Raw genomic sequence first — 20,531 nt, 5'->3', positions numbered from 1 at the left:
GGCCATGGCCGGAGGATGGGGTTGCCCGCACGAGGTTGCTGATCGCTGCACCAAGATCAACAACCTGCCGTGCGATCCAGGCATGAAGGGCTGCGAGCTCTACGGCCGTTTCCGCTTTGCCGACGAGAGCAAGAACGAGCGCTATTGGGAGAAAAAGGAGCGGGAGAAGTTGACCAACCCCAAAGATGGCGACCCGGCAAAGTGAACGCGCTCGCCATCCAGCAGTTGCTCCGTTCCCGGTTGCCGGGCTTGCTGGCGATCTACGCTTTTGGCAGCCAGATAGAGGGTACGGCGGGGCCTGACAGTGACCTCGATCTGGCCGTGCTGGTCGGCGGCTACGCCCCGCCCCTCCAACTATGGGAGCTGTCGGGCGAGATCGCCGATCTGGCGGGCTGTCCGGTTGATCTGCTCGACTTCAGGGCCGCCTCGACCGTCATGCAATATCGCATTCTGACCACCGGGCAGCGCTGGTGGGCTGCCGACAGCCGGGCCGACCTCTACGAGGCAGGCGTACTCAGCGACAAGACCGAACTGGATGGCGCCCGCGCCGACTTGCTGGCCGATGTTCTACGCGAAGGAAGTATCCATGGTCGATGATGTACTGATCAACAAGGCAGCCACCATCGAACGCTGCGTTCGCCGCGCCCGCGAAGAATACGCGGCAGACCCCGGCAGTTTTGCCACCAACTTCACCCGTCAGGATGCCGCCATTCTGAACATCCAGCGCGCTTGCGAAGCAGCGCTCGACATGGGCCAGCACCTGATTCGCCGTGAGCGTCTCGGCGTCCCACAGAGCGCCCGCGACGTCTTTGCCCTGCTTGCCCAGGGCGGCTGGATCACACCTGCGCTGGCCGATGGCCTGAAACGCATGGTCGGTTTCCGGAACATTGCCGTCCACGACTACGAGAGCCTGCAATTGCCGATCACAATCCGCATCATCGAAACCCACCTCGATGAATTTCTCGATTACTCGCAAACCTTGTTACGCAAGGAAGCGAGCCAGCCACACCGCTGATGCCTCGCGACGTCGCTCAACTCGGCCAGGTCTTCACCCCGCCCAATGTGGTGGCCTTCATGCTCGACCTGTGCCAGAACAAGGGCCGCACGCTGGAGCCCTCGGCCGGCGATGGCGCCTTCTTCAGTGCGCTGCGCCAACGGGGTGCCGATTGCGTCGGTATCGAGATCGACCAACGCGTTGCCCCGGAAGGTGCGCAGGTACGCGACTTCTTCGATTATCCGCTGAGCGAGCAGTTCGACACCATCATCGGCAACCCGCCTTACGTACGGCTGCAGGATGTCGCTGCGGGTACGAGAAAACAGCTGAAGTCGGAGCTCTTCGACGGGCGCAGCAACCTTTTCCTCTTCTTCATCGAGAAGTGCATCCGCCACTTGAAGCCGGGCGGCGAACTGGTCTTCATCGTGCCGCGCGAGTTCATCAAGCTGACCGCCGCCAAGAAGCTCAATGCCTGGCTGTTCGAACAAGGCAGCATCACGCATTTCTACGAAACCGGCGACGTGCGGGTCTTCGGCGACCACACGCCGAACTGCGCCATTTTCCGTTTCGAAAAGGGGTGCCGGAATCGCCAGATGGCCGATGGCCGGACGTTTACCGAAGTCGATGGCCAGTTGATGTTCCTGCGCGACGACCACAGCGTGCGCTTCGCCGATGTCTTCGATGTCAAGGTTGGCGCCGTCTCCGGGGCCGACCTGATTTACACGCACCCCAAGGGCAACATGGAATTCGTTTATTCGAAGACCGTGGACAGCGGCGAAACGCGGCGGATGCTGTATGGCATCAAGCATCCGCATCTCGACAAGCACAAGACCGAGTTGCTTGCCCGCCGGGTCAGGAAGTTCGACGAAAGCAACTGGTGGCAATGGGGTCGCGCTTTCCCGATCAGCGAGCACCCGCGCATCTACGTGAACGGCCGGACGCGCAAGCCGGCACCTTTTTTCCTGCATGACTGCCACGCTTTCGACGGCTCGATCCTGGCGCTGTTCCCGAAAAACCGTCGGATCGCGCGGCGCGACCTGATCGAATGCACGATGATGCTGAACAACGAAGTCGACTGGCAGCAACTCGGCTTCATCTGCGACGGCCGCTTCATCTTCACCCAGCGCAGCCTGCAGAACTGTCTGCTGCCGGCCAAGTTTTCCCGCTATTTACCCAAGGATTCCGCATGACGAATTCGACTACCTTCATCGACCAACTGAACGCTGCCTGGCAGAAGAACAATTCCCTGCTCTGCGTCGGCCTCGATCCCGATCCCGCCAAGTTCCCCGCCCACCTGAAGGGCCGCAATGACGCCATCTTCGAGTTCTGCGCCGCCATCGTCGATGCCACGGCCGATCTCGTCTGCTCCTTCAAGCCGCAGATCGCCTACTTCGCCGCCCGCAGCGCTGAAGACCAGCTCGAAGCGCTGATTGCCCACATCCACGAAAAGCATCCCGGCATCCCGGTCATCCTCGATTCCAAGCGCGGCGACATCGGTTCGACTGCCGAGCAGTACGCCGTCGAAGCCTTCGAGCGTTACCAGGCCGACGCCGTCACGGTCAATCCCTACATGGGCCGCGATTCGGTCGATCCCTACCTGGCCCACCCGGACAAGGGCGTCATCCTGCTCTGTCGCACCTCCAACCCCGGCGGCTCCGACCTGCAATTCCTCGATGTCGGCGGCCCCGGCACCCAAGAGCGACTCTACGAACGCGTCGCCCGTCTCGCTTCCGGCGAGTGGAACACCTCCGGCCAGATCAGTCTGGTCGTCGGCGCCACCTTCCCGGCCGAGATCGCCCGCGTCCGCGAAATCGTCGGTGACGTACCCCTGCTTGTCCCCGGCATCGGCGCCCAGGGCGGCGATATCGAAGCCACGGTCCGCGCTGGCCGCACAGCCAATGGCACCGGCTTGATGATCAATTCGTCGCGAGCCATTCTCTACGCCGGCAAGGATGAACACTTCGCTGCCGCCGCCCGTCAGGTGGCGCTCGAAACCCGCGACGCCATCAATCTGTACCGTTAAGGACACCCATCATGCGCATGGACGACCAACGCGAAAGCGACAACCTCGAAGACCGCCGCGGCAGCGGCATGGGCGGCGGTGGCGGCTTGCGCCTGGGCGGCGGCCGCATGGGTTTGGGCACCATCGCCATCGCGCTGGTCGCCAGCTATTTCCTCGGCGTCAATCCGCTGACCGTACTCAACATGCTGAGCGGTGGCGGCATGCCGGCCATCGAGCAAAGCGCGCCGGCCGCACATCGCCCGCCGGCCGACGACCAGATGGCCAAATTCGTCTCCAAGGTGCTGGCCTCGACCGAAGACACATGGAACGAGGTCTTCCGCGCCAACGGCCGCCAGTATCAGGAACCCAAGCTCGTGCTCTTCACCGGCGCCACGCCAACCGCCTGCGGCACCGGCCAGTCGGCCATGGGCCCGTTCTACTGCCCGGGCGACCAGAAGGTTTACATCGACCTCGCCTTCTACCGTGACCTCAAGGATCGCTTCAAGGCCCCCGGCGAATTCGCCCAGGCCTACGTCATCGCCCACGAAGTCGGCCACCACGTGCAAAACCTGCTCGGCATTGCGGAAAAGGTCCATACCACCCAGCAACGTGTCGGCAAGGCTGAGGCCAACGCGCTGTCAGTACGCATGGAACTGCAGGCCGACTGTCTGGCCGGCGTCTGGGGCAAGCGTACGGACACGATGAAAAACGTGCTCGAACCGGGCGACCTCGAAGCGGCGCTGACCGCCGCCTCAGCCATCGGTGACGACCGCCTGCAACAGCAAGCGCAGGGCCGCATCGTGCCGGAAAGCTTCACGCATGGCAGCTCCGACCAGCGCGTCCGCTGGTTCAGGAAAGGCTTTGAAACCGGCGACATGAATCAGTGCAATACCTTCAAGACCGACCGCCTGTAAGCAGGACGGCCGCTTGACCGAGACGACGCCCGCCCCCAAAGCGGCGCCACGCTGGCGCCGCTGGGCGCTCGAAGGGCTGATCTTCGTCGTTCTGTTCGCCGCCTTCCAGGCCTGGCAGATGCGCAACACCCCGCGCGGCCCAGCCCCGCACTTCGCCGGACAACAGATCGACGGCCAGCCTTTCGACCTGACGACCTGGCGCCAGCAGCATCCCGGCAAGGCCCAGCTGATTTATTTCTGGGCCGACTGGTGCGGCATCTGCAAGACCACGGCCGGCACCGTCACCGCACTGAGCGAAGACTGGCCGGTGATCACCGTCGCCATGCAGTCCGGCCCCGTCGGGAAGGTGGCCCAAACCATGCGCCAGAACGACTATCACTGGCCCACGCTGTCAGACCCTGAGGCCGCAATCTTCAGGCAATACGGCTTCCGCGGCGTTCCTGCCTTCGTGATCGTCGATCCGAACGGCAATGTCCGCACCACCTCTTTCGGCTACACCAGTGAAATCGGCCTGCGCCTGCGCTTGTGGTGGGCCAGCCATACGAACCAATGAAATTATCCCGTTTCGCCCTTGTTCTTCTGCTCAGCCACGCCGTAGCCGCTTTCGCCCTGCCCAGGCATTCACCGGTACCGGGCGGTATCGCCGTCATCGATCTAGGCCCGGCCAGCCAGACGGCGCCGACGGCCCGCTGGGGCGAACAGCCCATTGCCATCGTCCGCGACCACGGGCGCTGGTTCGCGCTGCTTGGCATCCCGCTCGATACCCTGCCCGGCGAACTGGACATCATGGTTTCCGGCACGATCAAGCGCGTTACCGTTCAGATCAAGAATTACCCGGAACAGCGCCTGACCATCAAGGACAAGCGCAAGGTCGAGCCCAACCCGGACGACCTCGCCCGCATCGAGCGCGAAAAAAAAGTCACCGACGCGATCAAGCGCCGCTTTTCCGGCTCGCCACCAGCCACCGATTTCGCCCTGCCGGCCAACGGGCCGCTCTCGTCACGCTTCGGCCTGCGCCGCATTTTCAACGGCCTGCCACGAAACCCGCACGCCGGCCTCGATGTCGCCGTTGGGACCGGCGCACCGATCACGGCGCCGGCCGACGGCGTCGTCGCCAACGTCGGTGATTACTTCTTCAACGGCAATACCGTTTTCATCGACCACGGCCAGGGACTGATCACCGCCTACATGCATCTTTCGCGTACTGACGTACGGGCAGGCCAGATGATCAAAAAGGGAGAGCGGCTCGGTGCCGTCGGCGCCACCGGCCGCGTTACCGGCCCGCACCTGCACTGGGCCGTGATTCTCAACAACACCCCGGTCGATCCGGAACTATTCCTCGCCCGGCCGTAAACGCAAACAGGCGGCCGAGGCCGCCTGCGTACCAGCAAGCACCGTTTAAACCTTGGGCTTAGCCGGGGTGCTCATCTGCTTTTCATCTTTCGCCTTGTCACCACAAGCCAATGCGGAAATGCTGGTCAGTGCAAACACCGTCGCCAGCAAAGCGGAAATCAGTTTCGTCATCACAAACTCCTTTCAGGAAATGGCTGGTGTTTGATCAATTTGGCCAGACATGGTTCATTACGCAACGTGCAAGAAAAAACCATTCACCTTCACGCCGCCGCACCGGCCAAGCCACCAGAGGGTCAGCCCTGCAATGGCTGCGGCGTTTGCTGTGCGCTCGAAACCTGCCCGGCCGCCCGCCTGCGCTTCCTGCAAAGCAAGGGGCCGTGTCCGGCCCTGGAATGGTCTGGCGAACAAAGCCGCTACCTGTGCGGTCTGCTCATTGATCCGCAGCATTATTTGAACTGGCTGCCGATGCGTGGCGTTTCGCTGGCCAGCCGCCTTTTCGCCCGCTGGATTTCCGCCGGGAAGGGCTGCGACTGCAGCGCCGACGTTCAAGCCTGAGCGACGGCGGCGGTCAGCACCATCTCAACCCGGTAGCCGGGATTGGCCAGCCGGGCCTGCACACAGGCGCGTGTTGGCGCCTGGCCCTCCGGAACCCAGGCATCCCAGACGGCATTCATCGCATCGTAGTCGGCCATGTCAGCGAGGTAGATGGTGACCATCAGCAGCCGGCTTTTGTCGCTGCCGGCCTGCTTCAACAAAGCATCGACACTGGCCAGCAGGTTTTCGGTCTGTGCCCCGATATCGCCATCGAGATTTGACGGCACTTCGACAAAGTAGACCGTAGCGTTGTGGGTAACGCTGTCCGAATAGCGGCGGGTCGTCCCATGGCGTTGAATCGACATTCTCATTCCCCAAAAACGTGAAGCCCATGCGTTTCAGGCATGGGCTTCGGTTACTGCAACCCTGACACTCGGTCAAGGCATTCGGCTATTCGCCGTTACGGAGTACTACACGGTAATCTCAAGAATGCTTCCTGTGACAACTGCCATAAAGTCTCCTGCAGCGCAGCGAGTACCGCCACTTCGTATCAGGCTTGCTGCAAACCTCATACGCCTTCAGCTTAGCCCTCTCCCAAGGAAAAAGCCAGCGCCTTTTTGTTCTCAGCTAGCGTCTAAAAATCACGTTGGCGCCGGGTGGCAGCTTTGACAAGGGAACGTAACCGACAGCCCCCGGCGTTGCGGCCACGTGCTTCACAACCTCATCAATGCTGCCCAGTTCCCTCGGTGGCGAACCCTTGCCGACATAGCGCCGGACCAGCCAGTAACCGGTGTATTGCTCTTCGTTCTGTTCCATGACCATCTGCAGAAAATCGTCACGCACCGTGCTTCCTGCCGGCAGATTGACCGGTGCTACCGACTGCGGGCCAATCGAGACGATTCGTCCGGTGTATAGGCGCTGAAGAGTAACCCTGTCGGTCTTTGGCAGTGCAGAATGCCCAATGATGACGATTTCATCCCCCACGGCCCCTGCCAGCCCAACCAGCGGCAATAGCAGGAAGATGAGGTGGCGGAGTTTTGTCATGCCGTCTCTCAGAAGCTGAAACTGTAAGAGAGTGAGAAGACATTGATGTGCCGGTTGCCACTATCGCTGCCGGCCGGCGCATCAACAAAGCTGGACGCAACCCCCGTCCTGACCTGGGAAAGTTCGGCCTTGATCACGCTTTTTGATGTCACCCAGAACGAGGTGCCGAGCGCCATGGTCGACTGATCGTAGGGCGTCGTGATATCGGCCATCAGTGTTTGGCTGCTGCGCAGTGGTGCCGGAAGAGCAGTGGCATTGCTGTTGATACGCTGATAAAAGCCAAGCGCTTCGTCCGTTGACTTCGTTTTTGCATAAGAGATATAGGGCGCCCAGGCTCCGATGCGCTTGGTCAGCGCGACATAAGCTCCCCAACGGCTCAGGCCACGACTGGCGCTCTCGACTTTGGCCTTGGCATATTCGCCAGTCAGGCGAAACTCGGCCGGTAAAGAAACGCTGGCACCAAGCGTCAGTATTGGCACACGCAGTTTGTCGACACCGCCCTCGGACAAGTTATAACAATTGCTGGCGCCGAACGGAGCAGAGCATGCCCCAAAGTCAAACCCGGCCCCTGTTTTTGTCCCTGGCCGGGAGGCCTGACCTTCGTGATAGCCGATCCGGAAAATGTGCTCCAAACTACGCGCCGTCAGCACCAGGCCGCTACTTTTCATGTCGATGGGCAAGAACCAGCTACCAGACGATCTGGTCTCCATCGTCCTGTTGCGCCCGTAATACCGCCAGTAGGTACTCGCTTCACCGGTATAGGCCTCGGCAATCCAGTCAAAGGACTCCCCCAGCCAGGTCTTGCTGATGCTCACGCCGATAACGTCGGTGGTCGGCGCGATCGAATAGACCTCCTGCGGCAGGCGCGCAAAATCGTAGGTCGCACCGACATCGCTGTTTTCCGTATTCAGCATCATCGGCAGACGTATCTTGCCGGCGCGGATCAGCCAGTCATCGTTCGGTCGCCAGGAGACGAAGGCCCAGGCCACCGAAGCCTGCCATTGGGAGTCGGAATGATCCGACGGGGCTGCCTTGGCCTGAACAGTCGCGCTCCACTCCTGCGAGAAGCGCGCATCGACCTGGGCGCCGACCACGGTATCGCGCTTGAGCGTACCGTCATCGCTGATAAAGCGCTGGTAATTGAATGATTGATCCGAGCGGGTATAACCGAAGGTACCGAATCCCGACCACGTCAGATCAACCGCCTGTGCCGGCACACTCAGGGCCAGCAGGAAGGGGAGTAGCGCGGTACTTAACAGTCTCTTTTGCATAATGGCGGCGTCCAGTCAGGACATGACAAGGTTATTCATCGGCAAGTTTAATGGCAATTGCGGAGAAAACATCTTCCTGAGCGAGAAAAGCGTCGATCAGCAGCGGGTCGAAGTGTTTGCCGCGCCCTTCGCGCAAAATGCCAACGGCCTCGTCGTGGCTGAAAGCGGCCTTGTAAGGGCGCCGTGAGCGCAGGGCGTCATAGACATCGGCCACGGCCATCAACCTGGCGGCCAGCGGGATGGATTCTCCAGCCAGTCCGTCGGGATAGCCCGTGCCATCCCATCGTTCATGATGGCTGCGTGCGATCTGCCCGGCAAAGTGAAGCATCGCATTGTCATCGCCGAGTTCGGTCCGGGTGCGCAGCAACATCCCTTCCCCCTTGACGCTGTGCGTCTTCATGATCTCGAATTCTTCCGGGGTATGCTTGCCCGGTTTGAGCAGGATGTTGTCGGGAATCGCAATCTTGCCAATATCATGCAACGGCGCCGCCTTGGCGATCTGGTCGATCTGCTCGGCACTCAGGAAGTCTCGATCACGCGCCTGGCGACTGATGTATTCCGCCAGCAGACGGACGTAATCCTGGGTCCGGCGAATATGATTACCAGTGCATTCGTCGCGAAACTCGGCCAGGGAAACCATCACCCGAATTGACGCCTCCTGCAGATGCAGCACCTCATTCACCCGCCGCTCCACCTCACCCTGTAGCCAGGCACTCTTGTCCTCAAGGAAGGTTTGCCAATTCCGGATCTGCAGGTGGGTACGCACTCGCGCCAGGACGACAGACGGCGCAATCGGCTTGTGAATGAAGTCGACTGCCCCCAGCGCCAGGCCATGTTCCTCATCCTCCACCCCGGCCTTGGCAGTCAGGAAAATAACCGGAATATCGCGTGTTATCGGCTCGGCCTTCAAGCGGCGGAAGACCTCGTAGCCATCCATTTCCGGCATCATGATATCGAGCAATACAAGATCCGGCGGCTCATGAACCGCCAGTTCCAGCCCCTTGACACCGCTGTTGGCCAACTTGACGCGGTAATGCGTGCGCAGAAGCTGATTCAAGAGGCTGAGGTTGCCAGGCGTGTCATCGATCACCAAAATACTGGCCCGTCTTTCGCTCACTGTTGCCCTCCTCCGCTCCGAGTCGCTTGATCAATCAGACCGAGCGCCTCGTCGAAATTCCATTGGCTGATCGCATGATCGATCGCCGCTATCTGTCGTCCTGAATAAATCATTGCCATGCTTTCCTTTATTTGGCGCCAGACTTCCTCGACTTCGCCATCGCCCTGGCGCAATTGCACACGTAACTTCGCCAGCGCAGCATCTAGCCCATCCACCGACAGCACCCTGGCGGGCTCGCCCGCCCCCAGTGGCAGACGTTCGAGCCCGGACAGCAGCCCTTGCAACTGCGCCTCAACCTCGGCAATTTCACTGGCCACGTCAGGCTTTCCCGCCTTCATGACGAGCTCAAGCTCGATCAGCGCCGAATGCAAGCGGATCATTGCGAAAGTGCCAGCCAGCCCCTTGAGGGTATGCACCTGACGCTGCGCTGCCTCAAGCCCCCCCTGAGCCAACAGTTCATTCAGCCGGGCCGACCAGTTCTGGCAATCATCAACAAAACGACTCAGGGCCCTGGCAAGGAAGGGCAGACGCCCGGCAAAGCGGCGAAGCAGCACGACTGAATCAACTTCGAACAGAGACTCCAACGCCGCAACAAAGCTTGCATCGTCCTCGGTGCCGAGCGCCGCAACGGGGACGACGCCACCCCGCTGCAGGCCACGCCAGTAAGGCTGCAGAATGGCCTGCAGCTCTTCAGGCTCGAACGGCTTGGCAATATAGCCGCTGACGCCGGGCACCAGCCGATCCCGCATGCCATGCCCGGCCACATGCGCCGTCATGACAATGACCGGCAAATCGCGAAACTGCGCATCATCTCGCAGACGACGCGTCGCCTCCCGACCATCCATCACCGGCATTTCCAGATCCATCAGTACCGCTGCGTAATAGCTGGGAGGATGCGAATACAGCAAGTCGAGGGCAATCTGACCATTTGCCGCGACATCAACGCTTGCCCCCCAGCTCTTGAGGATTTCGCCAGCTACCTGCTGGTTGAGTTCGTTGTCCTCGACCAGCAATATCGCCATGCCCTGAAGGCTTGCCAGGGAGGCGCCCCCGTTATCCCCGGCGCTGCCAATGGGTTCGGCCAGCTGGGTTGCGCAGATTCGGCGCAGTACATTCGGCAACAACGGCTTCTGAACCACTTCGGTGATTCCCGGGTCTGTTGCCTCCTGTCGGAGAACGGCGGAATCGGTCGCCGATACCACGATCGTTCTCGCCGGTAAGGCCAGACCTTTGCCCTGCAGCGCTGCGATCAGCTCTCCGCCCGTCATGCCCGGCAGCAGCCAATCGAGCAGCAGCAGATCATAGGGCTCACCTTTCGCCGCAGCCATCGCCAGGCGGGCCAGGGCACCAGCACCATCCGCTGCCTGATCGACATCCTTGCACCCCATGGACAACAGCATGCCAACCATGCCATCCCGCGCTGCGGGATAGTCATCGACCACCAGCACCCGCTGGCAGACCAGCATCTCCGGCGCAGTTTTCTCGGCGGCATCCTCGGCGGCAAAAGGCAACTGGATGGTGAAATGAAAAACGCTCCCGCTGCCCAGCGTGCTCTCAACCCCGATTTCCCCGCTCATTGCAGCGACCAGGCGTTTCGAGATCGCCAGGCCCAAGCCGGTTCCGCCATATTTTCTCGTCGTCGATCCATCGGCCTGGGAAAACTCCTGAAAGAGCCGCCCGACCTGCTCGGCTGTCATGCCAATCCCGGTATCCTCGACCCGGAAGGCGATCGTCGAGGTCGCGCCATCGCAGGCCGCCTCACTGACCACCAGTCGCACGTGCCCCCGCTCGGTAAATTTGACTGCGTTGCTCAGCAGGTTGATCAGGACCTGCCCCAGACGCAGCGGATCACCCAGCAAAAAATGCATGGACCGCGACGGTTTGAAATCGAGGATCAATTCGACCGGTTTCCCCTCGACCTTCTGCTGGACCATGAACAGGGCATTCTGGAGCACCGTCTCGACATCGAAGAGAACCGCCTCAAGCGCGACCTTGCCGGCCTCGATTTTCGAGAAATCGAGAATATCGTTGAGGATGCCCAGCAGAGAACGGGCGGCCGAATGAATCTTGGAAACGTAGTCATGCTGCCTTGGCGGCAATCCCGATTTCAGGGCCAGATAGGCCATGCCAAGAATGGCGTTCATCGGCGTGCGAATTTCGTGGCTCATGTTGGCCAAGAAGATGGATTTTGCCTCGGCGGCCACCTCAGCCCTCGACCGTGCCTGCCGCAAGGCGCGCTGGACCTGCTCGCGTTGCTCCAGGTCCGCCTCGATCGCCGCCGCCATGCTGTCTATCGTGGTCGCCAGCGCCTGCACCTCTTCAACCCCGCTCAAGTCGCCGACACGCTGGCTGAATGATTTCTTGGACAAGGCGATCGCTACCTGGTGCAAGGTCGTCAGCGGGGTGAGCAGATGCTTCTTGAGGTAGTCGTAGCTGACCAGCAAGACGATGCCTGCCCCGAGGAGCAAGAGCAGAGCCGAAATAATCCAGCGCCGCAGCATCTCTCCCGCCTCCATCAGATTCTTGCTTGTCCGCTGATCGACCTGTGTCGCCAGGTCGTCGACCGACATCGCCAGTTCAGCCCGAAGCTTCAGGTAATGCCCCTCATGCAACAGATCATTGGCAAATTCACGCTGTGGCTCGGCTTCGGAAACCACCTCGCGCTTGACCGGGTCGTACAAGCCCTGCGTCGCCGCGAAGGCGATCTGCTCGACCTCCTTCATCTGCTCGGTCAGTTGGAACACGCGGCGGAGCAGCGCCTGCTCTGCCGCATCGAATCCCAGGCGACTGCTGCGCTCGATCAGGGCGACCCCCGGCCCGGGCGGCGGCGGAACGTGCGTCCGCAAGCCGCCGATCACCTGCTCCCAATAGGTGGCCGAGGCGCCATCGGGTGCCGCCTTGCTGCCTTCGCGGATAGCCAGGATGTCATAGTAGTAAATCAGGAAGCGGGAATTGGCCGTACTGACGTAGGAACTGACCAGCCGGCTCAACAAGTCGACTTCCTGACGCACCCCGTTCATCAGGACCAGGGATTCCTGACGATGCCTGGCCGCGCTATAGGCCTCGTTGTAAGCCGATAAAGCGCCCACGGTCACACCGCCGATCAGGATCAGCCCACTGGCCAAAGCCAGCAAAACGCTGAGAAAGACCTTCCGCAGGTTCATTCCGCCACCAAGCAAAGGACTTGCTCTTCACTGTCGCGCTCCCCCGGACCAGACAAAGCAGCCATCCCTTGCACCTTTCCGAGTTCTGGAATTTATGTAGATTCAATCATATGTCAGTTTGCATATTTCTGTCAGACACAGCCTCAGCTTCCATACGCCTGGATTGGCCAAACCACGCCAATCGGTCAGAATAGCGTCATTCTCCCCACCCCTTAGGTCCATGGACAATCTGATCAAGGACACCGCAACGCTGGAGCTCTTCTGCTGGCTTGAGCCGGGGGCCGAGTTGCCGGGCTGGGACATCCTGAAAGGCAGCCCCTTCGGGGCCACCCTGGCGGCCCCCGAGGGCGGTCCGCCAACCCCCGGCGACCAGTTGCTGTCGGTGCAGAATTACTTTGCCGAATACCATCTGGAGTATTTTCGGCAACGCCGCTACAACCATTTTCCCAGTCGCCTGCACGCGCTGCTGCAATTCGCCACGCGCACCGATGCGATGACCTTTCGCACCAAGCACCCGCAGCGCGTCTTTGGCAAGAACCTGAGCTGCTCCCGGACCAAGGGGGCCTATCTCTGCTCCTTTCACGACGCCAGCTGGCTGGACTACCTGCGCCTGCCGCACAGCCTGTCCCTCGAAGCGCTGGACCAAGTGGCCGAACACTACTGGTCAGGTCGCACCGTCGAGGAAATCGGCCTGACCTTCATGAATGAACCGTGGCAGGAGCCGCCGGTCATCGAAGCACTCTACCAGGGGGCGCTCGAACCGGTCTGGGGCCACGAACAATCCGGGTGGTTACCCGGCTTTCGCTAGGAATCCGCATGCGCCGCATCGCCATCATCGTCGCCCTGATCGCCATTCTCGGCCTCGGCCTGTTCTGGTTCACTCGCCCGCAACCCATCCCGGTGGCGCTCAAGGAAGTCGCTGCTGGCAAGGTCGAAGCAACGCTGGCCAATACCCGCGCCGGCACTGTCGAGGCCTGTCAGCGCACCAAGCTGTCGACCATCATTGGCGGACGCATCGAGTACCTCGGCGTCAAGGAAGGCGACCGGGTCAAGAAGGGCCAGCTGCTGCTCAAGCTGTGGAACGACGACCAGCAGGCGCAAAGTGCGCTGGCCCAGGCGCAAATCACGCTGAGCGCCAAACGCAGCGAGGAAGCCTGCATCGCCGCAGTCAACGCCGAAAAAGAAGCCGCCCGACAATCCGAACTGCGCGCCAAGGGTTTCGTGTCGAGCAGCCGGGAAGAAGCCGCCCGCACTGACGCAGAAGTCCGCCGTGCCAGTTGCAACACCGCCAAGGCCGACATTGCTCAGGCGGAAGCCAAACTGAAGACGACCCGTGTCGATCAGGGCCGTGTGGCTTTGTATGCCCCGTTCGACGGCACGATCGCCAAGATCGTCGGCGAACTCGGTGAATACTCGACCCCATCGCCCCCCGGTGTCCCGACGCCACCGGCCATCGACCTGATCGACGATTCCTGCCTCTACATCAAGGCCCCGATGGATGAGGTTGACGCCCCCAAGATCCAGACCGGACAACCGGTCCGCATCACGCTCGACGCCCTGCCCGGCAAGGTTCTGCCCGGCAAGGTCAGGCGCGTCGCCCCCTATGTTTCGGCCGTTGAAAAACAGGCGCGGACCGTCGACATCGAGGTCGATTTCGACCAACCGGAAACTGCCGGCAAGCTGCTCGTTGGCTACAGCGCCGACGTCGAAATCATCCTCTCCGGCCGCGACAACGTCCTGCGCATCCCGACCGCCGCCATTCAGGAAGGCGGCAAGGTGCTGCTTTTCAACCCTGAGAGTGGCAAGCTGGAAGAACGCCAGATCAAGGCCGGCCTCGCCAACTGGGAATACACCGAGGTAATGGAGGGGCTGAAAGCCGGCGAGCGCATCGTCACCTCCCTCGACAAGGAGGGGGTCAAGGCCGGCGCCAAGGTCACGCCAGACGACAAGGCCAAGGCGAAGTAGGCGCATGGCACTGATCGAGCTCTCCGGCATCGAACGTCGCTTCCTGCTCGGCGACACCACGGTCAATGCGCTGACCGGACTGAACCTGCAGATCGCCGCCGGCGAATACGTTGCCGTGATGGGCCCTTCCGGCTCCGGCAAATCGACGCTGCTCAACTTGCTCGGCCTGCTCGACCGACCCAACGAAGGCACCTACAAGCTCGAAGGCCGCGATGTCACCACCCTCTCCCCTGACGAACAGGCGACCGTACGCAGCACCCGCATCGGCTTCGTCTTCCAGAGCTTCCACCTCGTGCCTCGCCTGAGCGCTGCTGAAAATATCGCCCTGCCGATGACCCTGGCCGGCATCGCCCCGGCCGAACGCAAGCAGCGCGTCGCCCAGGCACTGAAGGACTTCGGGCTGGAAAACCGGGCCGATCACAAGCCGGACCAGCTTTCCGGCGGCCAGCGCCAGCGCGTCGCCATTGCCCGTGCCACGATCATGCAGCCGGCGCTGATCCTGGCCGATGAGCCAACCGGCAATCTCGACCGCCATACCGGCGAGGAGGTGGTCAATCTGCTCGAAGCGCTCAATGCCAAGGGCGTGACGCTGATCGTCGTCACCCACGACCAAAGCATGGGCGCCCGCGCCAAGCGGCAACTGGTGATGGAGGATGGGCGCTTGAAGCTTGATTCGAACCCTCCTCTTTATGGCCCAGAGGGCCGGGGAGGGGATGGGTTTCCGCCCGCCGACAAACCCATCCCCCTCCCAACCTCCCCCTTGAAGGGGGAGGAGTAGCAGCCCCCCCCATGCGCCTCACTGACACCCTGCGCTTCGCCCGCGATGCGGCCACCGGCTACCCGATGCGCACCGCGCTGTCGGTGCTGGCCATGTCGATCGGGGTTGCTGCCGTCGTCATCCTCACCGCCCTTGGCGACGGGGCTCGGCGTTATGTCGTCGGCCAGTTCTCCTCAATCGGCACCAACCTCGTCATCGTGCTGCCCGGCCGTTCCGGCACTGGCGGTTTCAACCCGGCCAACGCCATTACCTCGACGCCACGCGACCTGACCATCGACGACGCAGGCAGCCTGCGCCGCCTGCCTACGGTGCGCCGCGTCGCCCCGCTTGCCGTCGGCACCTCGGAAATCGCCTTCGGCGGCAAGCTGCGCGAAATCATGGTCGCTGGCTCGACCGCCGAGTTCATTCCCATCCGCAATTTCGAACTGGCTCAGGGGCAGGGGCTGCCGGAAGAAGACTGGAACCGTGGTTCGTCGGTCGCCATTATCGGCGCCAAGATCCGCAGCGAACTGTTTGGCACCGAACCGGCCATCGGCCAACTGGTCCGCGTCGGCGACCGTAGGCTGCGCATCATTGGCGTCCTCAAGCCGGTTGGCCAGGGTCTGGGCATGAATACCGACGAACTGGTCATCGTGCCGGTGTCACTGGCGCAGGCCATGTTCAACTCCAACACCCTGTTCCGCATCCTGATCGAAGCCAACAGCCGCGATGCCATCCCCGCCGCCAAGGATCAGGCGATGGAAACGCTCAAGCAGCGCCACCGGGGAGAAGAGGACATTACGGTCATCACCCAGGACGCCATCCTCGCCACTTTCGACAAGCTGCTCGGCGCCCTGACCCTGGCCGTCGCCGGCATCGCTGCCATTAGTCTGGCTGTCGCCGGCATTCTGGTCATGAATGTCATGCTCGTTGCCGTCACCCAGCGTACTGGCGAAATCGGCCTGCTCAAGGCACTGGGCGCCACCGCCCGAAGCATCCGCCTCGCCTTCCTGGCCGAAGCCGCCATGCTGTCTACCGTCGGCGCCCTGCTCGGTTACCTGCTGGGCGAATTGGGCGCCTTCGCCTTGCGCCAGTTCTTCCCGGTTTTCCCGGCCTACCCGCCCAACTGGGCCGTCATCGCCGGCCTGAGCACGGCGCTCGTCACCGGCCTTCTCTTCGGCGTCATGCCGGCGCGTCGTGCCGCCCGACTCGACCCGGTGCAAGCGTTGATGAAGCACTGAGATGCTCTGGTCCGACGCCCTCCAACTCGCCGTCCGCGCCATCACCGCCCAGCGCCTGCGCAGCTTCCTGACGCTACTCGGCATCGCCGTCGGCATTGCTGCGGTCATTTTGCTCACCTCGATCGGCGAAGGGATTCACCGCTTCGTGCTCGGCGAATTCACCCAGTTCGGTACCAATGTCATCACGGTCGCCCCGGGCAAGACCAAGACCGGAGGCTCGCCGTCCGGCCTGCCGTCGAGCGCCCGCCCGCTGTCGCTGGATGATGCGAAATCACTTGAACGTTTGCCCCACATTGTCGCTGTCACGCCCAACGTCCGCGGCAATGCCGAAGTCGAAGGCAATGGCCGAACCCGCCGCACGCTGATCTACGGCGTCAATTCCAAATTGCCGCTTATTTTCCGGTCGACCGTGCAAAGCGGCCAGTTCCTGCCCGCCGACGACGAAGGCAGCGCCCGCGCCTTCGTCGTACTTGGCTCTAAGCTGAAAACCGAGCTGTTCGGCAGCGAAAATCCGCTTGGCCAGCGCCTGCGCGTCGGCGGCCTGCATTTCAGGATCATCGGCGTCCTGGCGCCGAAAGGCCAATTCCTCGGGATCGATCTTGACGACACCGCTTTCGTACCGACCGCCCGCGCCCAGGAACTGTTCAACCGCGAAGGCGTCGATGAAATCAACATTGCGGCCAAAGAAGGCATTCCGTCCGCCCTCGTCGCCAGCCGCGTCAAGACACACCTGATCGACCGTCACAGCCGCGAGGACTTCACCATCGTCACGCAGGAAGAGATGCTGAAGACGCTGTCCAATATCCTCAACGTACTGACCATGGCCGTCGGCGCGCTCGGCGGCATTTCGCTGCTGGTCGGCGGTGTCGGCATCGTCACCATCATGACCATCGCCGTCACCGAACGCACCGGTGAAATCGGCCTGCTTGTCGCCCTCGGCGCCCCGCGCCGCACCATCCTGGCGCTCTTCCTCGGCGAGGCGGTCGCCCTCTCGGCACTCGGCGGCCTGTTCGGACTGGTACTCGGCATCGGCCTGGCCCAGCTAATACACTTGGCGCTCCCCGCTCTGCCGGTCCACACGCCGCTCAGCTTTGTCCTGCTGGCCGAAGGTATCGCCATCGCGATCGGCCTCGCCGCCGGCGTCCTGCCTGCCCGCAACGCAGCTCGGCTTGATCCGGTCGAAGCCCTGCGCACCGAGTAATTTCATTTACAGGCCAAGCGCGACCTTGTTCACCAAACAGTTATCCTTCGGCGCATCATCGACACCTCGTCGTACCCATCGCACTTCAGCTTGTCTTGGCGTCATAATCGCCAGCAGATGGCGTAGGCAAGCTGTCACAACCATACGCTAACGTATGCTAGAGTTCGTGTTCAAATTTCAACAAACCACGCAAGGAGCCCAGCCATGGCGTATCACATCGACCAACTCCAACCCGGCATGTCCGCAAGCATCGCCAAGACCGTCACCGAAACCGACATCATCCTGTTTGCCGGCATTTCCACCGACGTCAATCCGGCCCACCTCGACGAGGAATACGCCAAGACCACCATGTTCGGCGGCCGCATCGCCCACGGCATGCTGTCGGCTGGTTTCATCTCGGCTGTGCTGGCCAACCACCTGCCCGGCGCCGGCACCATCTATCTTTCCCAGACCCTGAAGTTCAAGGCGCCGGTTCGCCCGGGTGACACCGTCCGCGCTACCGTCACCGTCAAGGAAGTGAACGTTGAGAAGAACCGCGTCACGCTCGATACTGTCTGTACAGTTGCCGGCAAGACCGTCATCGAAGGCGAATGCGTCATGATGCCGCCGGTTCGCGCCAAGGCTGTGGGCGGCACCGCCTAAGTTCAGGCTGCTGCAAATAAAAACGCCGGCAAATTTGCCGGCGTTTTGCTTTCTACGGGATGCCTAAAAACAACCCGAAATCAGAAGGCCTCGTCAGCCCGCAGAAAGCGCCATTGACCCATCGGCAGATCGCCCAGCCGAATCCGCCCGATGCGCACCCGCTTCAGGCCGATCACCTGCAGACCGACCAGTTCGCACATGCGGCGAATCTGGCGCTTCTTGCCTTCCTTCAGAATGATGTGCAACTGGTCTTCGTTCAACTGCTTGACCCAGGCCGGCTTCAACGGCTTGCCATCGAGCTCCAGACCATGACGCAGCAGGTCCAGACCACCCTTGATCAACTCGCCGGAAACGCGGACCAGATATTCTTTTTCCGCCTCGCTGTCCTCACCGATCAGGCGCTTGGCGACACGGCCATCGCTGGTCAGCACCAGCAAACCGGTCGAATCGATATCCAGACGACCGGCCGGCGCCAGGCCGCGCAACATCCACGGCTTGAATTCCGGACCACCCGACTGCTCGACCTGCGTTTCCGCCGTAATCAAGGTCACCGCTGGCACACAGCCCGGCTCGGGCTGTCCGGAGACATAGCCGACTGGTTTGTGGAGCAGGATGGTAACGGCCTTGGCCTGATCCTTCTTCGCATCCTGGGAAACGGTGATTTCGGATACCGATGGGTCGATGCGGGTGCCCAGTTCGCTGACCTGCTCGCCATTGACAAACACCCAGCCGCGCTCGATCCACAGATCAGCCTCGCGGCGCGAACACATGCCACGCTCCGACATCACCTTGGAAAGCCGAACGCCTTTCGGGCTAGGCCCGAGCGGCTTCGCAGCAACGGCAGGCGCCCTCGACGGCTGCACAGGCGCGGCCTTTTTCCACGGATTTTCACGCGGCGCATCACCACGCATCTTGGCGCTCGACGGCCGTGCCGGTTTGTCGGACAACCGTTCAGCGATCGCCACCTTATCTGCCATGGTCGCCCGCTTCTGCACGGCACCACCGCGGATCGGCCGGCGATTGAGCGGGCGATCGGCAGGCATCGCCGACTTCCGCACGCCCAGGGTTCCCTCTGGTTTGACTGAGGCCTCAACCGGCGCCACGACATCAACCGGCGCAGCAGGCTTTACCGGTTCAACCGGCTTGGCTTTCGGCTTTGCTTCAGCCTCAACCGCAGCAGGGGCCTCAGGCTTGCGCCATTTGGCCCAGGGATCGTCTTGACCGGAGTTATCGCTCATTGCACGCCAAGCAGTTCAACCTCGAAAACCAATGTCGCATTCGGCGGAATAACGCCGCCAGCACCGCGTGCGCCATAACCCAGTTGAGCCGGGATAGTCAGCTTGCGCGAGCCACCGACCTTCATGCCCTGGACACCCTCATCCCAACCGGCGATCACATGGCGCTGGCCGAGCGGGAACTCAAACGGATCGTTGCGATCCTTGCTCGAATCGAACTTGCTGCCATTGGTCAGCCAGCCGGTGTAATGGACCGTCACAAAATTGCCCGCCTTGGCCTCGGCGCCTTCGCCGACGACGGTATCTTCATAAACCAGCCCGGAGGCAGTCGTGATTTCAGCCATGGAGAACTCCTTTTTCAAAGGCGGGCAGTTTAACACATCCCGTAGACAAGGCTTTGACTTAGCGAAACTTTTGCGTATAATGCGCGGTTCTTTGTAGCACCTTTTTGTATTGTTTTGGAGTCCAACTCATGTATGCGGTCATAAAAACCGGCGGCAAGCAGTATCGCGTTTCCGCTGGTCAAAAACTTAAAGTAGAACAGATACCGGCAGACGTTGGCGCAGAAGTTACCCTTGACCAGATCCTCATGGTAGGCGAAGGCGAGTCGGTAAAGATCGGCGCCCCCTTCCTTGCTGGCGCCACCGTCAAGTGCACCGTGGTTTCCCACGGCCGCCACGACAAGGTCAAGATCTTCAAGATGCGTCGTCGTAAGCACTACCAGAAGCGTCAAGGCCATCGTCAGAACTACACCGAACTGCGCATCGACACGATCGCTGCTTAAGTTCAGACAAGGAGCTAACAAATGGCACACAAGAAAGCAGGCGGTAGTTCACGTAACGGCCGCGACTCACAAGCCCAACGACTGGGCGTCAAGCGCTACGGCGGTCAATTCGTCCTGGCTGGCAACATCATCGTTCGCCAGCGCGGTACTGAATTCCACCCGGGCGACAACGTCGGCTGCGGTAAGGATCACACCCTGTTCGCACTGAAGGACGGCGTGATTCAGTTCTCCATCAAGGGCTTGAAAAAGCGCCGCGTGGTGACCATCGTTCCGGCTGCCGAATAATTCGGCCAAGCGGAAGCAAAAGCCCCGT

25 protein-coding genes are annotated in these 20,531 nt (G+C 61.5%); 17 read left to right on the top strand and 8 right to left on the bottom strand.

Annotated elements, in window-relative coordinates; all coding sequences use genetic code 11:
* The first annotated feature begins 4 nt into the window (after positions 1 to 4).
* The 8 genes from KI617_RS03675 to KI617_RS03640 are packed head-to-tail and all read left to right on the top strand — an operon-like array spanning position 5 to position 5,263.
* Positions 5 to 205, top strand: a complete 201-nt coding sequence (locus tag KI617_RS03675; RefSeq protein ID WP_226450672.1) for a hypothetical protein — start codon at positions 5 to 7, stop codon at positions 203 to 205.
* Positions 202 to 597, top strand: coding sequence for a type VII toxin-antitoxin system MntA family adenylyltransferase antitoxin (gene mntA, locus KI617_RS03670; RefSeq protein ID WP_226450671.1), 396 nt, complete (start codon positions 202 to 204; stop codon positions 595 to 597). Before KI617_RS03675 ends, mntA begins: the two co-directional genes overlap by 4 nt.
* Positions 587 to 1,015, top strand: coding sequence for a type VII toxin-antitoxin system HepT family RNase toxin (gene hepT / locus KI617_RS03665; protein ID WP_226450670.1), 429 nt, complete (start codon positions 587 to 589; stop codon positions 1,013 to 1,015). Before mntA ends, hepT begins: the two co-directional genes overlap by 11 nt.
* The gene (locus KI617_RS03660; RefSeq protein WP_226450669.1) at positions 1,015 to 2,184 is read left to right on the top strand and encodes an Eco57I restriction-modification methylase domain-containing protein; all 1,170 of its coding nucleotides are present in this window, start codon (positions 1,015 to 1,017) and stop codon (positions 2,182 to 2,184) included. Before hepT ends, KI617_RS03660 begins: the two co-directional genes overlap by 1 nt.
* The gene (gene pyrF, locus KI617_RS03655) at positions 2,181 to 3,017 is read left to right on the top strand and encodes an orotidine-5'-phosphate decarboxylase (RefSeq protein ID WP_226450668.1); all 837 of its coding nucleotides are present in this window, start codon (positions 2,181 to 2,183) and stop codon (positions 3,015 to 3,017) included. The genes KI617_RS03660 and pyrF overlap by 4 nt, the downstream gene beginning before the upstream one ends.
* An 11-nt stretch (positions 3,018 to 3,028) precedes the next feature.
* The gene (gene ypfJ, locus KI617_RS03650) at positions 3,029 to 3,910 is read left to right on the top strand and encodes a KPN_02809 family neutral zinc metallopeptidase (RefSeq protein WP_226450667.1); all 882 of its coding nucleotides are present in this window, start codon (positions 3,029 to 3,031) and stop codon (positions 3,908 to 3,910) included.
* 13 nt (positions 3,911 to 3,923) lie between these two features.
* Positions 3,924 to 4,463: a protein disulfide oxidoreductase gene (locus KI617_RS03645; RefSeq protein ID WP_226450666.1), complete on the top strand. Its 540-nt coding sequence runs from the start codon at positions 3,924 to 3,926 to the stop codon at positions 4,461 to 4,463.
* Positions 4,460 to 5,263, top strand: coding sequence for a peptidoglycan DD-metalloendopeptidase family protein (locus KI617_RS03640; RefSeq protein WP_226450665.1), 804 nt, complete (start codon positions 4,460 to 4,462; stop codon positions 5,261 to 5,263). The genes KI617_RS03645 and KI617_RS03640 overlap by 4 nt, the downstream gene beginning before the upstream one ends.
* Positions 5,264 to 5,308: 45 nt before the next feature.
* Here KI617_RS03640 and KI617_RS20335 read toward each other — a convergent pair whose 3' ends face one another.
* Positions 5,309 to 5,434: a hypothetical protein gene (locus KI617_RS20335; protein WP_264180058.1), complete on the bottom strand. Its 126-nt coding sequence runs from the start codon at positions 5,432 to 5,434 to the stop codon at positions 5,309 to 5,311.
* A 66-nt stretch (positions 5,435 to 5,500) separates the two neighbouring features.
* Here KI617_RS20335 and KI617_RS03635 point away from each other — a divergent pair, with 66 nt between their 5' ends.
* A complete protein-coding gene (locus tag KI617_RS03635; protein ID WP_226450664.1) occupies positions 5,501 to 5,818 on the top strand; it encodes a hypothetical protein in 318 nt (105 codons plus the stop codon).
* On the opposite strand, the gene KI617_RS03630 is transcribed toward KI617_RS03635, so the two are convergent.
* The 5 genes from KI617_RS03630 to KI617_RS03610 all read right to left on the bottom strand — a co-directional run bounded on the left by KI617_RS03630 (position 5,809) and on the right by KI617_RS03610 (position 12,393).
* Positions 5,809 to 6,162, bottom strand: coding sequence for a RidA family protein (locus KI617_RS03630; RefSeq protein ID WP_226450663.1), 354 nt, complete (start codon positions 6,160 to 6,162; stop codon positions 5,809 to 5,811). The genes KI617_RS03635 and KI617_RS03630 overlap by 10 nt on opposite strands.
* Before the next feature lie 262 nt (positions 6,163 to 6,424).
* The gene (locus KI617_RS03625; RefSeq protein WP_226450662.1) at positions 6,425 to 6,841 is read right to left on the bottom strand and encodes a type 2 periplasmic-binding domain-containing protein; all 417 of its coding nucleotides are present in this window, start codon (positions 6,839 to 6,841) and stop codon (positions 6,425 to 6,427) included.
* 8 nt (positions 6,842 to 6,849) lie between these two features.
* Positions 6,850 to 8,112: a hypothetical protein gene (locus KI617_RS03620; RefSeq protein WP_226450661.1), complete on the bottom strand. Its 1,263-nt coding sequence runs from the start codon at positions 8,110 to 8,112 to the stop codon at positions 6,850 to 6,852.
* A gap of 31 nt (positions 8,113 to 8,143) precedes the next feature.
* Positions 8,144 to 9,229: a response regulator gene (locus KI617_RS03615; protein ID WP_226450660.1), complete on the bottom strand. Its 1,086-nt coding sequence runs from the start codon at positions 9,227 to 9,229 to the stop codon at positions 8,144 to 8,146.
* Complete coding sequence (locus KI617_RS03610) at positions 9,226 to 12,393, bottom strand: hybrid sensor histidine kinase/response regulator (RefSeq protein ID WP_226450659.1); 3,168 nt, start codon at positions 12,391 to 12,393, stop codon at positions 9,226 to 9,228. The genes KI617_RS03615 and KI617_RS03610 overlap by 4 nt, the downstream gene beginning before the upstream one ends.
* A 220-nt stretch (positions 12,394 to 12,613) precedes the next feature.
* On the opposite strand from KI617_RS03610, the gene KI617_RS03605 reads away from it, so the two are divergent.
* The 6 genes from KI617_RS03605 to KI617_RS03580 all read left to right on the top strand — a co-directional run bounded on the left by KI617_RS03605 (position 12,614) and on the right by KI617_RS03580 (position 18,199).
* Entirely contained in the window at positions 12,614 to 13,201 is a 588-nt protein-coding gene (locus KI617_RS03605; protein ID WP_226450658.1) for a hypothetical protein, read from the top strand.
* 8 nt (positions 13,202 to 13,209) lie between these two features.
* Complete coding sequence (locus tag KI617_RS03600) at positions 13,210 to 14,358, top strand: efflux RND transporter periplasmic adaptor subunit (RefSeq protein WP_226450657.1); 1,149 nt, start codon at positions 13,210 to 13,212, stop codon at positions 14,356 to 14,358.
* Positions 14,359 to 14,362: 4 nt separating this feature from the next.
* A complete protein-coding gene (locus tag KI617_RS03595; protein ID WP_226450656.1) occupies positions 14,363 to 15,136 on the top strand; it encodes an ABC transporter ATP-binding protein in 774 nt (257 codons plus the stop codon).
* An 11-nt stretch (positions 15,137 to 15,147) separates the two neighbouring features.
* A complete protein-coding gene (locus tag KI617_RS03590) occupies positions 15,148 to 16,356 on the top strand; it encodes an ABC transporter permease (RefSeq protein WP_226450655.1) in 1,209 nt (402 codons plus the stop codon).
* Position 16,357: 1 nt separating this feature from the next.
* The gene (locus tag KI617_RS03585; RefSeq protein WP_226450654.1) at positions 16,358 to 17,557 is read left to right on the top strand and encodes an ABC transporter permease; all 1,200 of its coding nucleotides are present in this window, start codon (positions 16,358 to 16,360) and stop codon (positions 17,555 to 17,557) included.
* A 204-nt stretch (positions 17,558 to 17,761) separates the two neighbouring features.
* Positions 17,762 to 18,199: a MaoC family dehydratase gene (locus KI617_RS03580; RefSeq protein ID WP_011289192.1), complete on the top strand. Its 438-nt coding sequence runs from the start codon at positions 17,762 to 17,764 to the stop codon at positions 18,197 to 18,199.
* A gap of 80 nt (positions 18,200 to 18,279) precedes the next feature.
* Here the strand turns inward: KI617_RS03580 and KI617_RS03575 are convergent, their stop codons facing one another.
* On the bottom strand, positions 18,280 to 19,437 hold the full coding sequence (locus KI617_RS03575) for a pseudouridine synthase (RefSeq protein WP_226450653.1): 1,158 nt from the start codon (positions 19,435 to 19,437) through the stop codon (positions 18,280 to 18,282).
* Positions 19,434 to 19,778, bottom strand: coding sequence for an FKBP-type peptidyl-prolyl cis-trans isomerase (locus KI617_RS03570; RefSeq protein ID WP_226450652.1), 345 nt, complete (start codon positions 19,776 to 19,778; stop codon positions 19,434 to 19,436). The genes KI617_RS03575 and KI617_RS03570 overlap by 4 nt, the downstream gene beginning before the upstream one ends.
* A 128-nt stretch (positions 19,779 to 19,906) precedes the next feature.
* Between KI617_RS03570 and rplU the strand changes: the two genes are divergently transcribed.
* On the top strand, positions 19,907 to 20,218 hold the full coding sequence (rplU, locus tag KI617_RS03565) for a 50S ribosomal protein L21 (RefSeq protein WP_011289195.1): 312 nt from the start codon (positions 19,907 to 19,909) through the stop codon (positions 20,216 to 20,218).
* 21 nt (positions 20,219 to 20,239) lie between these two features.
* Positions 20,240 to 20,503, top strand: coding sequence for a 50S ribosomal protein L27 (gene rpmA, locus KI617_RS03560; RefSeq protein WP_011289196.1), 264 nt, complete (start codon positions 20,240 to 20,242; stop codon positions 20,501 to 20,503).
* The last annotated feature ends 28 nt before the right edge of the window (positions 20,504 to 20,531 follow it).

The sequence above is a fragment of the Ferribacterium limneticum genome (assembly GCF_020510625.1).
In the GTDB taxonomy this organism is placed as follows: domain Bacteria; phylum Pseudomonadota; class Gammaproteobacteria; order Burkholderiales; family Rhodocyclaceae; genus Azonexus; species Azonexus limneticus_A.
This window is presented reverse-complemented; position numbering and strand designations above follow the sequence as displayed.

What these genes read in the sequence shown, in the direction of transcription:
- KI617_RS03675 (WP_226450672.1), top strand. Translation starts at nt 5, where the DNA reads ATGGCCGGAGGATGGGGTTGCCCGCACGAGGTTGCTGATCGCTGCACC.
- hepT (WP_226450670.1), top strand. Translation starts at nt 587, where the DNA reads ATGGTCGATGATGTACTGATCAACAAGGCAGCCACCATCGAACGCTGC.
- KI617_RS03660 (WP_226450669.1), top strand. Translation starts at nt 1,015, where the DNA reads ATGCCTCGCGACGTCGCTCAACTCGGCCAGGTCTTCACCCCGCCCAAT.
- pyrF (WP_226450668.1), top strand. Translation starts at nt 2,181, where the DNA reads ATGACGAATTCGACTACCTTCATCGACCAACTGAACGCTGCCTGGCAG.
- ypfJ (WP_226450667.1), top strand. Translation starts at nt 3,029, where the DNA reads ATGCGCATGGACGACCAACGCGAAAGCGACAACCTCGAAGACCGCCGC.
- KI617_RS03640 (WP_226450665.1), top strand. Translation starts at nt 4,460, where the DNA reads ATGAAATTATCCCGTTTCGCCCTTGTTCTTCTGCTCAGCCACGCCGTA.
- KI617_RS20335 (WP_264180058.1), bottom strand. Translation starts at nt 5,434, where the DNA reads ATGACGAAACTGATTTCCGCTTTGCTGGCGACGGTGTTTGCACTGACC.
- KI617_RS03630 (WP_226450663.1), bottom strand. Translation starts at nt 6,162, where the DNA reads ATGTCGATTCAACGCCATGGGACGACCCGCCGCTATTCGGACAGCGTT.
- KI617_RS03625 (WP_226450662.1), bottom strand. Translation starts at nt 6,841, where the DNA reads ATGACAAAACTCCGCCACCTCATCTTCCTGCTATTGCCGCTGGTTGGG.
- KI617_RS03620 (WP_226450661.1), bottom strand. Translation starts at nt 8,112, where the DNA reads ATGCAAAAGAGACTGTTAAGTACCGCGCTACTCCCCTTCCTGCTGGCC.
- KI617_RS03610 (WP_226450659.1), bottom strand. Translation starts at nt 12,393, where the DNA reads ATGAACCTGCGGAAGGTCTTTCTCAGCGTTTTGCTGGCTTTGGCCAGT.
- KI617_RS03605 (WP_226450658.1), top strand. Translation starts at nt 12,614, where the DNA reads ATGGACAATCTGATCAAGGACACCGCAACGCTGGAGCTCTTCTGCTGG.
- KI617_RS03600 (WP_226450657.1), top strand. Translation starts at nt 13,210, where the DNA reads ATGCGCCGCATCGCCATCATCGTCGCCCTGATCGCCATTCTCGGCCTC.
- KI617_RS03595 (WP_226450656.1), top strand. Translation starts at nt 14,363, where the DNA reads ATGGCACTGATCGAGCTCTCCGGCATCGAACGTCGCTTCCTGCTCGGC.
- KI617_RS03590 (WP_226450655.1), top strand. Translation starts at nt 15,148, where the DNA reads ATGCGCCTCACTGACACCCTGCGCTTCGCCCGCGATGCGGCCACCGGC.
- KI617_RS03585 (WP_226450654.1), top strand. Translation starts at nt 16,358, where the DNA reads ATGCTCTGGTCCGACGCCCTCCAACTCGCCGTCCGCGCCATCACCGCC.
- KI617_RS03580 (WP_011289192.1), top strand. Translation starts at nt 17,762, where the DNA reads ATGGCGTATCACATCGACCAACTCCAACCCGGCATGTCCGCAAGCATC.
- KI617_RS03575 (WP_226450653.1), bottom strand. Translation starts at nt 19,437, where the DNA reads ATGAGCGATAACTCCGGTCAAGACGATCCCTGGGCCAAATGGCGCAAG.
- KI617_RS03570 (WP_226450652.1), bottom strand. Translation starts at nt 19,778, where the DNA reads ATGGCTGAAATCACGACTGCCTCCGGGCTGGTTTATGAAGATACCGTC.
- rplU (WP_011289195.1), top strand. Translation starts at nt 19,907, where the DNA reads ATGTATGCGGTCATAAAAACCGGCGGCAAGCAGTATCGCGTTTCCGCT.
- rpmA (WP_011289196.1), top strand. Translation starts at nt 20,240, where the DNA reads ATGGCACACAAGAAAGCAGGCGGTAGTTCACGTAACGGCCGCGACTCA.